This window comes from Mycobacterium aquaticum, assembly GCF_002086485.1.
In the GTDB taxonomy this organism is placed as follows: Bacteria; Actinomycetota; Actinomycetes; order Mycobacteriales; family Mycobacteriaceae; genus Mycobacterium; species Mycobacterium aquaticum.
Window position 1 is genome coordinate 14,030 of sequence record NZ_MVHF01000057.1, and the last position, 13,672, is coordinate 27,701.

Genomic DNA, 13,672 nt, shown 5'->3' on the forward strand with positions numbered 1-13,672 from the left:
AGCGCTCAGTCCTGCACGGCCTTGGCGATGGTCACGCACATCGTCAGCCAGTCGGCGTCCGGTTCATCCTGCTCGGTGAGCTCCCACATCGCGTTGTGCATGGCCCGCACGATCACCCGGGCCCTGGCCCGGTCGACGTCGAGTTCGGCGGCATCGGCCAGGGTGTAGAAGCGCCGCCGCACGCCGTCGCGGACGTAGCCGGCGAGTTCGTCCCACCGGTTCCACAGCATCGGGGCGATCTCGTAGTGCGGGTCGCCACTGATCGGTTTCGGGTCGATCACCAGCCACGGTTGTCGTTCGGCGGCCAGCACGTTCTCGTAGTGCAGGTCGCTGTGGATGAGTGTTGCCGAGCAGGCCGGGTCGGCGATGAGTTCGGTACCCAGCGTGATGGCCTGCTCCACCAGGCGGCGCGGGACCGGCGCGTTGCGGGGGAGTGCTGTGAGGTCGGCGGTCCAGCGTTCGACGAGTGCGGGCAGCCGGCGAAGCTGGGGTAGGGCCGGGACATGGATCCGCCGGTACAGCGACGCGACGATCTCGCACGCCTCGATGTCCCACAGCCCCTTGAGATCTCGAGTCTGCAACCGCTCGAGCAGCAGCGCCCGGCGATGCGGCTCGGCACGCAGCAACCGGACTGCACCGTCGCCGCCCCACCTGCGCAGCGCAAGGTGTTCGTGTTCGGACTCCTCGTCGGGCAGCGCGATCTTGAGCACCGCAGGCCCGGTGTCGCGGCTGCGCACCGGCACCACGATCGAGCAGAAGCCGTGCATGGGCGCCCCGTCCGGGGTGAGCGCCCAGTCGTCGAGCTGAGCCTGCAGCAGCCGTGGCAGCCGGTCCACCCAGTCCTGCCACTGTGGTCCACGCACCGCCATCGCGCGCATCGCGTCGGGCAGATCGATCATCGGCTCCATGGTCGCACCCCGGCCTGTCTCACCCGGCGCCGGTTTTGACAGACTGTGCCCATGGCACAGATAACCCTGCGTGGAAACCCCGTCAACACCGTGGGCGAGCTGCCCGCCGTCGGCTCGCCGGCACCCAGCTTCGCGCTCACGGGCACCGATCTCGGCCCGGTCACCAACGAGCAGTTCCGTGGCAAGGCCGTGCTGCTGAACATCTTCCCCTCGGTCGACACCCCGACCTGTGCCACGAGCGTGCGCACCTTCAACGAGAAGGCCGCATCCAGTGGCGCAGCCGTGCTGTGCGTGTCCAAGGACCTGCCGTTCGCGCAGGCCCGTTTCTGTGGCGCCGAGGGCATCGAGAACGTCACCACCGCGTCGGCTTTCCGCGACGGCTTCGGTGAGGACTACGGCATCACCATCGCCGACGGTCCGATGGCCGGGCTGTTCGGTCGTGCCGTCGTGGTCATCGGTGCAGACGGCAACGTCGCCTACACCGAGCTGGTGCCCGAGATCGCCAACGAGCCGAACTACGACGCCGCGCTGGCCGCGCTGCAGTAATCGTTCGACCACGTGCTGCCCGCCTGCGGTTCAGGCGGGCAGCACGTGTATCGGCCTCAGATGGGCCACTGCTCGCGCCGGTACCCGGCGTCGAAGAACATCCATTCGTACTGCGCGGTCTGCCGGAAATGCGCGCGCGCGACAGCCTCGTCGGCCTCGGTCAGGGTTGGCCCCACGCGGTCGGTCAGGGCCAGCACTTCCGCCACGGTAGCGGCGAAGGCCTCGCCGCCGTAGCTGTCGATCCAGCGCTGGTAGCGCGAATCACTCGATCCCCGGGCGGCCAGATCGGATCCCACCCGGGCGTAGATCCAGTAACAGGGCAGCACCGCCGCCAAGCCGTCGGCGAAGCTGCCGCCGTACGCGGTCGCCAGCAGATAACTGGTGTAGGCCCGGGTCGTGGGGGCCACCGGCTCCGCATTCAACGTCACGGGGTCCAGTCCCAGTTCGGGCAGCAGCTGGGTGTGCAGTTCCAGCTCGACGTCGAACACCTCGGCGGCGTGCCGGGCGAACATCGCGGTATCGGTCAGCTCCGGGGCCTTCGCCGCGACGAGGGCCAACGCACGCGCATAGTCCCGCAGATAGTGGACATCCTGGGCGACGTAGTGAGCGAACGCCTTGTCGTCGAGGCTCCCGTCGGTGAGCCCCGTGATGAAGGGATGGGCCAGGATCGCCGCGTAGGTGTCCTCGATGTCGGTCCACAACCGTTTCGACCAGCTTGTCGTCGCGTTCATGGTCGCCATCTTGTCATGTCCGGTTGTTCTGCGGGAAAAGGCATTGCCGCACAACCTCATTCACATGTGTTCTGGTCTGGGGCGGGCCTCGCCGGTCGTGCCGTCCGGCCCGGCGTGAGTCACCGTTCGGTCACGGTACTGCATCTCATTAGCGTTGTGCCGCATAGAAATTGGGCAGAACGCCGATCGGCCGGTACAAATAGTTGCGGTGACTGCTGTCGACGGGCGGTCAGCCTGAGATGACACTGGGTCGAAGAGAGTTGAAGTATCCGATGAAGCGCACGTATGCCCTGATGGTCAGCCTGGCTCTGCTGCTGGCGGCCCCCGGACTCGCGTCCGCAGATCCGTACCAGCGGCCGGCCGGCAACCAGAAATTCATCGAACAGGTTATCTCCCGGGCACTTTCGCAACGCGGCGTGCCGTTCGTCTACGGCGGCGGGGACTCCAACGGGCCTACCCGTGGCGTCGTGCGTGACGCGGCCGTGGCCGCCGCCAATCCCGCTCTCCCCGGTGCCGCGGGGCCGGTCTTGGCGCCCACCACACCGGCCACTCCGGGGCTGTTCCCCGGCCTGTTGGGTCTCGGTGCCACACCCGCCGCGCCCGTCGCTCCCAACGTCGTCGGTTTCGACGCATCAGGTCTCATCGTGTATTCGTTCGCCGGCGTCGGGGTGAAGCTGCCGCGGTCCTCCGGTGAGCAGTACAAGGTCGGTCAGAAGGTCATGCCCGCGCAGGCGGCTCCCGGCGATCTGATCTTCTACGGCCCGGAGGGCACCCAGAGCGTCGCGCTGTTCCTCGGCAACGGGCAGATGGTCGAGACCACCGAGCGTGGCGTGGCGGTGTCGCCGGTGCGGACCAACGGCATGGCGCCGTACCTGGTCCGCATCATCGCCTGACGCCGGGCGGCGGCCCCGGATTGGTGTCGGGGCCGCACCGCAACCCTCCGTAGTGTTGGGTCTGACACGACGAAGGGCACACCGATGGACCAGCCACCCGCGACCACACGGACCGTATTCCCCGGCATCAGTTCCCGGGCCTGGGAGCACCCTGCCGACCGCACGGCGCTGACGGCGCTGCGCCGGCTCAAGGGTTTCGACCAGATTCTCAAGATCCTGTCGGGGATGTTGCGCGAGCGGCAGCACCGGTTGGTGTATCTGGCCAATTCGGCGCGGGTGGGGACGCGTCAGTTCGCCGACCTCGACGCATTGCTCGACGAGTGCGTGCAGGTGCTCGATGCACCTACCAAGCCCGAAATGTTCGTCATGCAGTCACCTTTCGCGAACGCGTTCACCATCGGGATGGACGAGCCGTTCATCGTCATCACCTCTGGGATGTACGACCTGTTGACGCATGACGAGATGCGGTTCGTCATCGGGCATGAACTGGGTCATGCGCTCAGCGGGCACGCTGTGTACCGGACCATGCTCAATCACCTGATGCGCCTTGCGGCGTCGTTCGGTTTCATCCCGCTCGGCGGGTGGGCGTTGCGCGCCATCGTGGCGGCACTGCAGGAATGGCAACGCAAATCCGAACTTTCGGGGGATCGGGCAGGTCTGCTGTGCGGGCAGGATTTCGACACCGCCATCCGCGTCGAACTCAAGCTGGCCGCCGGTGCCCGCCTCGACAAGCTCGACACCCAGGCCTTCCTGGCGCAGGCCAGGGACTACGACGCGGCCGGTGACATGCGCGACGGTGTGCTCAAGTTGCTCAATCTCGAACTGCAGAGCCACCCGTTCTCGGTGCTGCGTGCGGCCGCCTTGACCAGATGGGTCGACACCGGCGGCTACGGTGCCATCATGGCCGGCGACTACCCGCTGCGGGCCGATGACGACAGCGTCCGGTGGTCCGACGACGTCACCGCTGCCGCCCGCCAGTACAAGGACGGTTTCGACCAGTCCAACGATCCGTTGATCCGGGGCATCCGCGACGGGCTGGGCGGGTTCGTCGACGGGGTCGGTCAGGCGGCCACCAGCGCGGCCGATTCGATGGGACGCAAAATCTCTGAGTGGCGGCGCAATTCGCGCTCCGAGGACGAATAGCCGACGTTCGCGTCAGGACTTGCCGTCGCGGCAACGGTAAGCCCCTAGACTGACCTGCGTGGGCATCCTGTTCGGTTTCGCGCCGTGGATCATCTACTGGGTTCTCGTCGGCAACGTGCCATTCCTGACCGCCGTGCTCGTCGCGCTGGCGGTTGCTGTCGCCACGTTCGTCATCAGCCGGATCGCGGGGACCCCGGGGCGCACCCTTGAGGTCGGCGCGCTGGGCACCTTCGTCGTGCTGACCATCCTCACGATGGTGTTGAGCCAGGATTTTCTGCAGAAATGGATCCAGCCGCTGAGCAACGCAGGCATCTTTCTGGTCGCGCTGACCGGGCTGTTGATCGGCAAGCCATTCGTGCAGGAGTACGCGGCCGCGGGCCAGCCTCCGGGTGTGGTGGAGAGCGACCTGTTCAAGCGGATCGTGACGATCCTGACGTGGATCTGGGTGGCCGCGTTCGGCGGTATGACGGTGTCGTCGGCGATCCCGCCGATCGTGCAGGGCGACGCCACCATCCTCGACACCAGAACGCCACTGTCGTTCATCTGCTACTGGGTGATTCCCGCCGTCCTGCTGGGCGTCGCCGCGCTGGCATCGCGGATCCTGCCCGACCGCATGACCGCAGGCATGAACGACATCGTCCGCAAGACCACCTTCGTCGCCTACAGCGAAGCGGCGATCGACGAGCTGTACTACCTCGCGCAGGAGCACGCCAACCGGGAGGTGGGCGCCGGGCAGGAGGCCTACGACGTGCGCGTCGGGGGATCGGGCACGCCGTTGCTGGGCGACGACACCAGGATGTCCTGGCCCTCGACCTACAAGGTCCGGGACCGCAAACGCTGACCCGTTCTGGTCATTTGGTCCCGAAGATGCGGTCGCCCGCGTCGCCCAGCCCCGGCACGATGTAGCCGTCGGCGTCGAGTTCGCGGTCCAGCGCCGCGGTGTAGATGGCCACGTCGGGATGGGCCGCCTGCATGGCGGCGACGCCTTCGGGACAGGTCAGCAGGCAGACGAACTTGATCGACTTCGGCTGGTATTCCTTGAGCCGGTCGATGGCCGCCACCGCCGAGTTGCCGGTCGCCAGCATCGGGTCGACCACCACCACGTCGCGCTCGTGCAGATCGCTCGGCATCTTGAAGTAATACTCCACGGCGACACGGGTTTTCGGGTCCCGGTACAGGCCGATGTGGCCGACGCGTGCGCTCGGCACGACATTGAGCATGCCGTCGAGGATGCCGCTGCCTGCCCGCAGGATGGATGCGAACACCAGCTTCTTGCCGTCGATCACCGAGCCCGTGGTGGACTCCAGCGGGGTGTCGATCTCGATCTCGTGCACCGGCACGTCGCGCAGCACCTCGTAGGCCATCAGCATCGAGATCTCGATCAGCAGCTGCCGAAACCCCTTGGTGGACACCTCTTTTTGCCGCATCATGGTGAGCTTGTGCTGGACCAGCGGGTGGTCCACGATGTGCAGGTTGCCCATGGCGCCTCCTAGAAGACCGTGCCGTCGCTGCTGATGGTCAGCGGTGGGCTGCCTGCCCGCAGCCGCTCGGCCAGCCGGCGTCCGGTGGCCCAGGTGCCGCCTTCGAGCACACATGCCAGCGGCAGATGCTCGGCGCCCGCACCGAGCCGAACCCGCACCAGCGCAGCGAGTTCGTCGAGCAGCGCAACCGTCAGGGCTCGCCACTCCACCACGAGTTCGTCGCCCACCGACCAGGTGCGTCGGGCCCACTCCGGCTTCCTGAGCTGCACCACCCCGGTGTCGAGCAGCAGGCCTCCGTTGCGGTATTCGGGCAGACCGGTCAACGCGTCGAGGCCCGTCACCTCGACACCGGACCAGGTGAACGGTTCCAGCAGTGAGTACGTCAGCCATTGCGACAGCTTGTGAAACGGCATCCAGCCCCACGACGGTCCGTCGCCGGGCACGGCGGGGTGTGGCCAGCAGTCACCCAGGGGCTGGCCGTCGATGGCGTTGTCGGCGGGCCAGATACCGGACAGCGACGTCAACAACCGGGTCAGGATGGTGTGGGCGGTGACGGTCGGGCCTGACACGGTGTCGAAGAGTCCACCGGGGCGGCCGGGCTCACCGAACACCGCGGGTTGGCCTGCCATCGCGGCACCCAGCCGACGCAACAGCTGTGCCCGCCCGTCGAGGCCGACGAGGGGATTACGGGAGTCCACCTGGAAAGCCCGGGCCAGTGCGTCGTCATCGAGAGCGCTGAGGCCGGCTGCGTCGACCTGCCAGGGTCGACCGGGGTCGCTGGAGAACACGCCGTCGAAGAATGCGTGCCAACTCGCGACCGCGAGACCTTCGGAACGGGCGAAGGTGCGTCCGGTGGTGGTTTCGCGGTACTGCCAACCGGGACCCGCCCCGGCGTCGAGCAGCACGCTGACCACGGTGAGATCGATCAGGGTCCTGGCCCGTGCTGCAGAGTCGAGATCGGCCAGCCGGCCGTCGAGTTCGGCCTTGCGGTCCACGCCGCCGGCTTCGAAGTGGCGCCACCGGCTGTGATACGGGATGTGCAGATCGGGATAGCGCTCCCGGGTGACCGCGGCGACTTCGGCTGCGGCGCGCGGCAACGCCTCGTCGTCGACCACGAACCAGGGGGAGCGGCCGGCCCTGGCCCGTTGCAGCAGCACGCCGGCCCGCTCCCGGATGGCGGCGGTGGACCGCAGGGTGGCGACCGCGGCGGCGGCCTCGGTATCGGCGGCGGTCATGGCAGGAGACCGCGCCCCTTGGCGATCCTGAGTTCCTCGGCGTCGGGTACCGGTCCTGGCGTGAAGTAGCCGGCCGCCATCTTCGCGTCGATCTCGACGCGAGCGTCCGGCGGGATCAGCTCGTCGGGGATGTTGACCCGCTCGCCGACTTCGATGCCGGAACCGGTGATGGCGTCGTACTTCATGTTGCTCATGGATACCAGGCGATGGATCTTGCGGATACCCAGCCAGTGCAATACGTCGGGCATCAGTTCCTGGAACCGCATATCCTGCACGCCGGCAACACATTCCGTGCGGGTGAAGTACGCCTCGGCCGTGTCGCCGCCTTCCTGGCGTTTGCGGGCGTTGTAGACCAGGAACTTGGTGACCTCGCCAAGGGCGCGCCCCTCCTTGCGGGAGTAGGCCACCAGCCCGACGCCGCCGCGCTGCGCGCCCCGGATGCACTCCTCGATGGCGTGGGTGAGATAGGGACGGCAGGTACAGATGTCGGAACCGAAGACGTCCGACCCGTTGCATTCGTCGTGGACCCGCGCGGTCAGTTCGACACCGGGATCGGCCAGGTCTCGCGGGGCGCCGAAGATGTAGACGGTCTGGCCGCCGATCGGGGGCAGGAACACCTCGAGGTCACCGCGGGTGACGAGTTCGGGGTACATGCCGCCGGTCTCCTCGAACAGCACGCGCCGCAGATCGTTTTCGCTGCACCCGAAGCGCGCCGCGACGCCGGGCAGATGCCAGACGGGTTCGATCGCGGCCTTGGTGACGACGGCGGCGCCGCTCGGCAGCAGGGTCTGACCGTCGGGCTTCAGCCGGCCTTTGGCGACCGCTTCGGCGATCTCCGGCAGGATCACATGCGCCTTGGTCACCGCGATGGTCGGGCGGATGTCGTAGCCGGCGGCGAGTTCGGCTGTGAATGCCTCGGCGACCATCGCGCCCCACGGGTCCAGGCTCACGATGGTGGCCGGTTCTCCCCATTGCGGGTAGGGCCCGATCACGTCGGTGGGGGCGGTGTTGGTCAGGTCGGCGCGGTGGTCGCGCGACAGTGCTCCGGCCGCCACTGCCAGGGCCCGGTAGACGCTGTAAGAGCCGCTGTGCGTGCCGATCACGTTGCGGTGGGCGCGCGTGATCGTCGTTCCGATGACCGGGCCCCGTTCGGCCGCGGTGGGCGCGCCCCAGTGGATGGTGAGGGCGTCGGCCGCACCGCTGTGTGAGGTCAGCCGGATGTGCCGGGCCGGGCCGTGACCCGGTGCCGGCGCGGCAGAGCCTGGATCCACAACCATGGCCATGGCCCCTTTCTGTGGCGTGAGGCCTCCAGTCAACCTCGAATTCGGCGGGCGCGCAGCGGCGTCGCCACAGTGTGATGAGATCGCCGAGTACAAAGAGATGGTGGACCAGACGCCGGCCCGGCGCGCGGTCGCCGTGGTGGCGGCCGCCGTCACGCTGGTCCAGTGTTCTCCTGCGCCGCCGAAGCGGCAGCCGTCGGCAACCTCGTCGTCGACGCGTGTGCAGGCACCGCCGTCGATCGCTCGGGTCACGGCCGCCGAGCTCGGCGCGACCTGGCATCCGGGCTGCCCGCTGGGGCCCGAGCAGCTGCGCCGCGTCGAACTCGACTACTTCGGCTTCGACGGCACGACCCGGCGCGGCGTGCTCGTCGTCCACGAAAGCCTTGTGCCGCAGGTGATTGCGATCTTCGACCAGCTCTACCGGATGCGTTACCCGATCGAGCGCATGCGCACGGTGGATCACTACCCGCAGGCGCAGGACGAGTTGTCGATGGAGGACAACAACACCTCGGCGTTCAACTGCCGTGGTATCCCGGGCTCTGGCAATTGGTCACTGCATGCCTACGGCCGGGCCATCGACCTCAACCCGCTGCTCAATCCGTACGTCGATGGCGCCGATGTGGAGCCGGCGAACGCCGGGCGGTATCTGGATCGCACGCGCACGGACCCCGGGCTGCTGCACGCCGACGATTCCGCGGTGCGCGCGTTCACCGATCGCGGCTGGCAGTGGGGTGGCGCGTGGCGATCCCCGATCGACTACCAGCATTTCGAAGTGCGCTGAGTCAGTGGCACGACGCGGCCGGCCGCGGGCCGTACTCGTCGTGCCAGTTCCACCATTCGTACGGCGCGGACTGGGGATAGCCCTCAGGTGAATCTTCCCAGGTCTCCTGGCGTCCCAGAGCCGTCATGTCGAGGAAGCTCCAGGTGTTGACGAAGGCCTCGTCGCCGCGGTTGTTGATGAAGTAGGTGCGGTAGACGCGGTCGCCGTCGCGGATGAAGGCGTTGGTGCCGTGCCACTGGTCCACGCCGAAATCCACGTCGAACGGCTGCCCGGCAGCCGGCTCGGCGTTGATCGTGCACCACGGGATGTGCCAGCCCATCCTGGCCTTGATCCTCGCGATGTCGGCCTGTGAACCGCGCGAGGCGTACACCAGCGTGGTGTTGCGGGCGTTCAGATGGGCCAGGTTTCCGATGTGATCGGCCATCAAAGAGCAACCGACGCAACCGTGTTCGGGCCAGCCGTGCACGCCCGGGTCGACGAACGCGCGGTAGACGATGAGCTGGCGGCGGCCGTCGAACAGGTCGAGCAGCGTGACGGTGCCGTCGGGACCGTCGAATTGGTAGTCGGGGCGCACCGGGGTCCAGGGCATGCGGCGGCGTCGCGCGGCCAGGTCGTCACGGGCCCGGGTGAGTTCTTTTTCGCGGACCAGCATTTCGCGGTGCGCGGCATCCCATTCCTGTGCCGTGACGATCGGTGGTGTCTTCATGTGGGCTCCTCCTGACGTTCAACAACACGGTTGAATATCTGTTTCTTCAGGACACCACGACATGTGGATATAGTCAACAATGTGGTTGAAGATCAGGTGTTGGACCGGGCGTACGCGGCGCTCGCCGATCCGACCCGTCGCCAGCTGCTGGAGGCGCTGCGCCACGGCGACGCGCGGATCACCGATCTGGCTGCGCCGCTTCCCATGACCTTTGCCGGCGTGTCACGACATGTCGGGGTACTCGAATCGGCCGGGTTGGTCCGGCGCGAGGTGCGCGGGCGGGAACACTGGCTGTCGCTGCAACCCGATGGACTGGCGCTGGCCCAGCAGTGGATCAACGAGCAGACCGAGTTCTGGGCGGTGCGTACCGATGCGCTGGCCGAGCGGCTGCGGCGGAAGAAGGGCGGTCGATGAGCACCGAGACGGTGGTGGTCCGGGTGCAGCGGGTGATGCCCGCCACTCCCGAAGAGGTCTTCGACGAATGGCTCGACCCGGAGGCCCTGCGGGAGTGGATGTGCCCGCGCCCGGTGCGATGCGTGACAGTGCATGTCGAACCCCGCGTCGGCGGCCTGGTCCGGTTCGACGTCGACGACCGGGGCTCCAGCGTGCTGATCACCGGGCAATTCCTGACCATCGACCGGCCGCGGCTGCTCAGCTTCACGTGGTCCAACTCCGACTGGTCCGATCCGACTGCATCCAGCGTCGTCAACGTCACCTTCACCGCGCAGGGTGACGATCAAACGCTCATGGCCATCGAGCATTCCCTACTGCCGTCCGAGGAATTCGAGAACTTCCACAACGGCTGGATCCTCACGGTCGATCAGCTGGCGGCGGTGCTGGCCCGCCGCTGACGTCGGCCGGGCCGGATCGACTGCTCGGCGCCGCCGGGCCAATGACTCTGCGCTCAGGGCGCGCTGGTCTCGGTGTTTGTGGCCCTCGCCGCACGGTCAATGGTTGTGGCACCTTTGCTAGTCGAGTGCCCAGCGCTGGCGGGCCGACGACTCTGCGCTCGGGGCGTGCTGGTCTCGGTGTTTGTCGCCCTGGCCGCAGGGCCAATGGTTGCGAGGTCCTTGCTAGACGAGTGCCCAGCACGATGCCCGATGCCCTCGGGCTCTCAGCCAACACCCAGCCCGCTGGGACGGATTGGGGCATATTGGCACCATGCGGCTCGCCTTCGGACGTATCGGCCCGGTCATCGCCACTGCCGTCGTGATGGTTGCGGCGCTCGTCATGGGAGCACCGGCGAATGCCTCCCCGGCGCCCTGGGCGGCGGCCCAGATCGACTTCGGCGGGGTGCCCCGCAGCTACGAGCTGCACGTCCCAGCCGGCGTAGACCACCCCTCCGGCCTCGTGGTGAACCTGCATGCGGCGGGCGCGACGGGCCACGACCAGGCCGCGCTGACCCACTACGACGCCGTCGCCGACGCGCACGGATTCATGGTGGTGTATCCCGACGGCATCGATCTGAGCTGGGCCGACGGGCGCGGCGCCTCGCTGCCCGACCGGCAGGGCGTCGACGACGTCGGATTCATCTCCGCGCTGGTCGAGCAACTGGTCGCCGAGTATCACGTGGACCCAGGCCGGGTGTTCGCGACCGGCTTGTCGGCCGGCGGGTTCATGGCCAACCGGCTGGCCTGTGACCGCCCGGACCTGTTCGCCGCGATCGCCCCGGTCGCGGGCACCCTCGGCGTCAACGTGGGCTGCAGTCCGTCGCGTCCCGTGTCGGTGCTGGCCACCTATGGAACCGCGGACCCCATCGTGCCGTTCGACGGCGGCACCATGACCGGCCGCGGCGGAACCAGCGACATCCTGTCCGCCCCGGCGCTCATCGACCGGTGGCGCCAGGTGAACGGCTGCCCGGGGGCATCGGCGGCGGACCAGCTTCCCGCGACCGGCGACGGCACGGGCACGCAGCGCATCACCTATGCGCCGTGCGCCCAGGGCACCGCGGTGGTGTTCATGCGGGTGGACGGCGGCGGCCACACCTGGCCCGGCGCCCCGGAGATCCTGCCCGCGCAGGCGGTCGGTCCGGCCACTCACGGGTTCGACGCCTCGGAGGAGTCGTGGCAGTTCTTCGACAGCCACGCGAGATAGCGCCCGCGCAGGTCAGCGGGGCCGGTCCGCGGCGCGCTTTAGACTGCCAGCATGGCTTTTGAGGCACCGGAAGGTCTGTTGCGGATCGAGGATTGCCTCGACGCTCACGGCAACGTCGTCCTGCCGCCGGGCGTGCACCTGATCTCCCTGATCGAACGCAACATCGCCAATGTCGGCGACACCGTCGCGTACCGTTTCATCGACCACAGTCGCTCGGACGGCGAGCTCACCGAGCTGACCTGGACCCAGCTCGGTGTCCGGTTGCGTGCCATCGGAGCGCAGCTGCAACAGACCGCGGCGCGCGGTGAGCGCGTGGCGATCCTGGCGCCGCAGGGCCTTGAGTACATCGCGGGATTCTTCGCCGCGATCAAGGCGGGCATGATCGCGGTCCCGTTGTTCGCCCCGGAATTGCAGGGCCATGCCGAACGACTGGAGACTGCGCTGCTGGACGCGCGGCCTGCGGTGATCCTGACGACGACTGCCGCGCACCCGGCGGTCGCCGAGTTTCTCGAGGCGCTGCAGCCCGGGCGGCGTCCGCGCGTCGTGTGCATCGACGAGATCCCCGACGCAGCGGGGGAGACGTTCCAACCGGTGGTGATCGACGCCGACGACGTCTCGCACCTGCAGTACACCTCGGGATCGACGCGACCGCCCGTCGGCATCGAGATCACCCACCGCGCGGTCGGTACCAATCTGCTGCAGATGATCCTGTCGATCGATCTGCTCGATCGAAACACCCACGGCGTCAGCTGGTTACCGCTCTACCACGACATGGGCCTGTCGATGATCGGCTTCCCCGCCGTCTACGGTGGGCACTCCACGTTGATGTCGCCGACCGCGTTCATCCGGCGGCCACAGCGGTGGATCCGCGCCCTGTCCGACGAATCGCGCGACAGCCGGGTGATCACCGCGGCACCCAACTTTGCCTACGAGTGGACAGCGCAACGGGGTCTACCCGCACCGGGTGACGACATCGATCTGAGCAACGTGGTGCTCATCATCGGCTCCGAACCGGTGAGCATCGGGGCGATCACCACCTTCAACAAGGCGTTCGCGCCATACGGGTTGCCCGCCACGGCCTTCAAACCCTCGTACGGCATCGCCGAGGCGACCCTGTTCGTGTCGACCATCGCCCCGCACGAGCAGGCGGCTGCCACCTACTTCGACCGCGAGCAACTCGCGGCGGGCCGTGCCGTGCGCGTCGCGGCCGATGCGGTCGGCGCGGTCGCGCATGTGGCGTGCGGCCAGGTCGCGCGCAGCCTGCAGGCCGCGATCGTCGACCCGGCAACCGCCGCGGAATTGCCGGATGGTTCGGTCGGAGAGATCTGGTTGCAGGGCAACAACATCGGGCGTGGCTACTGGGGGCTGCCGGAGGAATCGCAGCAGACGTTCGGTGCCGAACTGCGGACACGTCTCGCGAGCGGTCACACCGACGGCGCGGACCCGCGACGCCCGTGGCTGCGCACCGGAGACCTCGGGGTGTACCTCGACGGCGAACTCTATGTCACCGGCCGGATGGCAGACCTCATCGTCATCGCAGGCGGACAGCACTACCCGCAGGACATCGAGGCGACCGTCGCCGACGCCTCACCGATCGTGCGGCGTGGGCACGTCACCGCATTCGCCATACCCGGCGAAAAGTCTTCGGGGGAACGCGAACTCGTGATCATCGCCGAACGTGCCACAGGAACCGGGCGCACCGACCCGCAGCCCGCGGTCGAGGCGATCCGGGCCGCGGTGACCAACCGGCACGGCTTGTCCGCCACCGACGTGAGGTTCGTCCCGGCCGGGGCGATCCCGCGCACCACCAGCGGCAAGCTCGCCCGGCGCGCCTGCCATGCGCAGTATCTGGCGGGCGAGATCGGCGGATAGCG

The 13,672-nt window shown here is 68.0% G+C and carries 15 protein-coding genes; 9 read left to right on the forward strand and 6 right to left on the reverse strand.

The genetic code is table 11. The features are described 5' to 3' along the window. Window positions 1-5: 5 nt before the first annotated feature. Complete coding sequence (locus tag BST13_RS34135; RefSeq protein WP_083170151.1) at window positions 6-899, reverse strand: aminoglycoside phosphotransferase family protein; 894 nt, start codon at window positions 897-899, stop codon at window positions 6-8. A 60-nt stretch (window positions 900-959) separates the two neighbouring features. Between BST13_RS34135 and tpx the strand changes: the two genes are divergently transcribed. Continuing rightward, window positions 960-1,454, forward strand: coding sequence for a thiol peroxidase (gene tpx / locus BST13_RS34140; RefSeq protein WP_083170103.1), 495 nt, complete (start codon window positions 960-962; stop codon window positions 1,452-1,454). Window positions 1,455-1,510: 56 nt separating this feature from the next. On the opposite strand, the gene tenA is transcribed toward tpx, so the two are convergent. Further along, window positions 1,511-2,185 (reverse strand): thiaminase II, encoded by a 675-nt coding sequence (gene tenA / locus BST13_RS34145; RefSeq protein ID WP_083170153.1) that lies wholly within the window; start codon window positions 2,183-2,185, stop codon window positions 1,511-1,513. Window positions 2,186-2,457: 272 nt separating this feature from the next. Here tenA and ripD point away from each other — a divergent pair, with 272 nt between their 5' ends. The 3 genes from ripD to BST13_RS34160 all read left to right on the forward strand — a co-directional run bounded on the left by ripD (window position 2,458) and on the right by BST13_RS34160 (window position 5,062). Then, complete coding sequence (gene ripD, locus BST13_RS34150; RefSeq protein WP_083170105.1) at window positions 2,458-3,078, forward strand: NlpC/P60 family peptidoglycan-binding protein RipD; 621 nt, start codon at window positions 2,458-2,460, stop codon at window positions 3,076-3,078. Window positions 3,079-3,162: 84 nt separating this feature from the next. Beyond that, window positions 3,163-4,221, forward strand: coding sequence for a M48 family metallopeptidase (locus tag BST13_RS34155; RefSeq protein WP_083170107.1), 1,059 nt, complete (start codon window positions 3,163-3,165; stop codon window positions 4,219-4,221). 58 nt (window positions 4,222-4,279) lie between these two features. After that, a complete protein-coding gene (locus BST13_RS34160) occupies window positions 4,280-5,062 on the forward strand; it encodes a hypothetical protein (protein WP_083170109.1) in 783 nt (260 codons plus the stop codon). A 10-nt stretch (window positions 5,063-5,072) separates the two neighbouring features. On the opposite strand, the gene upp is transcribed toward BST13_RS34160, so the two are convergent. From upp to BST13_RS34175, 3 genes are read right to left on the reverse strand one after another with little or no spacing between them, the layout of a single operon-like run. Then, window positions 5,073-5,702: a uracil phosphoribosyltransferase gene (gene upp, locus BST13_RS34165; protein ID WP_083170111.1), complete on the reverse strand. Its 630-nt coding sequence runs from the start codon at window positions 5,700-5,702 to the stop codon at window positions 5,073-5,075. A gap of 8 nt (window positions 5,703-5,710) precedes the next feature. After that, window positions 5,711-6,937 (reverse strand): URC4/urg3 family protein, encoded by a 1,227-nt coding sequence (locus tag BST13_RS34170; RefSeq protein WP_083170112.1) that lies wholly within the window; start codon window positions 6,935-6,937, stop codon window positions 5,711-5,713. Continuing rightward, a complete protein-coding gene (locus BST13_RS34175; protein ID WP_083170155.1) occupies window positions 6,934-8,214 on the reverse strand; it encodes a GTP cyclohydrolase II in 1,281 nt (426 codons plus the stop codon). The genes BST13_RS34170 and BST13_RS34175 overlap by 4 nt, the downstream gene beginning before the upstream one ends. Window positions 8,215-8,317: 103 nt before the next feature. Between BST13_RS34175 and BST13_RS34180 the strand changes: the two genes are divergently transcribed. Continuing rightward, entirely contained in the window at window positions 8,318-8,998 is a 681-nt protein-coding gene (locus BST13_RS34180; RefSeq protein ID WP_083170157.1) for a M15 family metallopeptidase, read from the forward strand. A 1-nt stretch (window position 8,999) separates the two neighbouring features. Here the strand turns inward: BST13_RS34180 and BST13_RS34185 are convergent, their stop codons facing one another. Continuing rightward, complete coding sequence (locus tag BST13_RS34185) at window positions 9,000-9,704, reverse strand: DUF899 domain-containing protein (RefSeq protein WP_083170113.1); 705 nt, start codon at window positions 9,702-9,704, stop codon at window positions 9,000-9,002. 81 nt (window positions 9,705-9,785) lie between these two features. Here BST13_RS34185 and BST13_RS34190 point away from each other — a divergent pair, with 81 nt between their 5' ends. From BST13_RS34190 to BST13_RS34205, 4 genes are all read left to right on the forward strand, one after another. Continuing rightward, window positions 9,786-10,118: an ArsR/SmtB family transcription factor gene (locus BST13_RS34190; protein ID WP_083170159.1), complete on the forward strand. Its 333-nt coding sequence runs from the start codon at window positions 9,786-9,788 to the stop codon at window positions 10,116-10,118. After that, entirely contained in the window at window positions 10,115-10,555 is a 441-nt protein-coding gene (locus BST13_RS34195) for an SRPBCC family protein (protein WP_083170115.1), read from the forward strand. The genes BST13_RS34190 and BST13_RS34195 overlap by 4 nt, the downstream gene beginning before the upstream one ends. A 310-nt stretch (window positions 10,556-10,865) precedes the next feature. Then, a complete protein-coding gene (locus tag BST13_RS34200) occupies window positions 10,866-11,798 on the forward strand; it encodes an extracellular catalytic domain type 1 short-chain-length polyhydroxyalkanoate depolymerase (protein ID WP_083170117.1) in 933 nt (310 codons plus the stop codon). 51 nt (window positions 11,799-11,849) lie between these two features. Next, window positions 11,850-13,670, forward strand: a complete 1,821-nt coding sequence (locus BST13_RS34205) for a fatty acyl-AMP ligase (protein WP_083170119.1) — start codon at window positions 11,850-11,852, stop codon at window positions 13,668-13,670. The last annotated feature ends 2 nt before the right edge of the window (window positions 13,671-13,672 follow it).

What these genes read in the sequence shown, in the direction of transcription:
- BST13_RS34135 (WP_083170151.1), bottom strand. Translation starts at nt 899, where the DNA reads ATGATCGATCTGCCCGACGCGATGCGCGCGATGGCGGTGCGTGGACCA.
- tpx (WP_083170103.1), top strand. Translation starts at nt 960, where the DNA reads ATGGCACAGATAACCCTGCGTGGAAACCCCGTCAACACCGTGGGCGAG.
- tenA (WP_083170153.1), bottom strand. Translation starts at nt 2,185, where the DNA reads ATGAACGCGACGACAAGCTGGTCGAAACGGTTGTGGACCGACATCGAG.
- ripD (WP_083170105.1), top strand. Translation starts at nt 2,458, where the DNA reads ATGAAGCGCACGTATGCCCTGATGGTCAGCCTGGCTCTGCTGCTGGCG.
- BST13_RS34155 (WP_083170107.1), top strand. Translation starts at nt 3,163, where the DNA reads ATGGACCAGCCACCCGCGACCACACGGACCGTATTCCCCGGCATCAGT.
- upp (WP_083170111.1), bottom strand. Translation starts at nt 5,702, where the DNA reads ATGGGCAACCTGCACATCGTGGACCACCCGCTGGTCCAGCACAAGCTC.
- BST13_RS34170 (WP_083170112.1), bottom strand. Translation starts at nt 6,937, where the DNA reads ATGACCGCCGCCGATACCGAGGCCGCCGCCGCGGTCGCCACCCTGCGG.
- BST13_RS34175 (WP_083170155.1), bottom strand. Translation starts at nt 8,214, where the DNA reads ATGGTTGTGGATCCAGGCTCTGCCGCGCCGGCACCGGGTCACGGCCCG.
- BST13_RS34180 (WP_083170157.1), top strand. Translation starts at nt 8,318, where the DNA reads ATGGTGGACCAGACGCCGGCCCGGCGCGCGGTCGCCGTGGTGGCGGCC.
- BST13_RS34185 (WP_083170113.1), bottom strand. Translation starts at nt 9,704, where the DNA reads ATGAAGACACCACCGATCGTCACGGCACAGGAATGGGATGCCGCGCAC.
- BST13_RS34195 (WP_083170115.1), top strand. Translation starts at nt 10,115, where the DNA reads ATGAGCACCGAGACGGTGGTGGTCCGGGTGCAGCGGGTGATGCCCGCC.
- BST13_RS34200 (WP_083170117.1), top strand. Translation starts at nt 10,866, where the DNA reads ATGCGGCTCGCCTTCGGACGTATCGGCCCGGTCATCGCCACTGCCGTC.
- BST13_RS34205 (WP_083170119.1), top strand. Translation starts at nt 11,850, where the DNA reads ATGGCTTTTGAGGCACCGGAAGGTCTGTTGCGGATCGAGGATTGCCTC.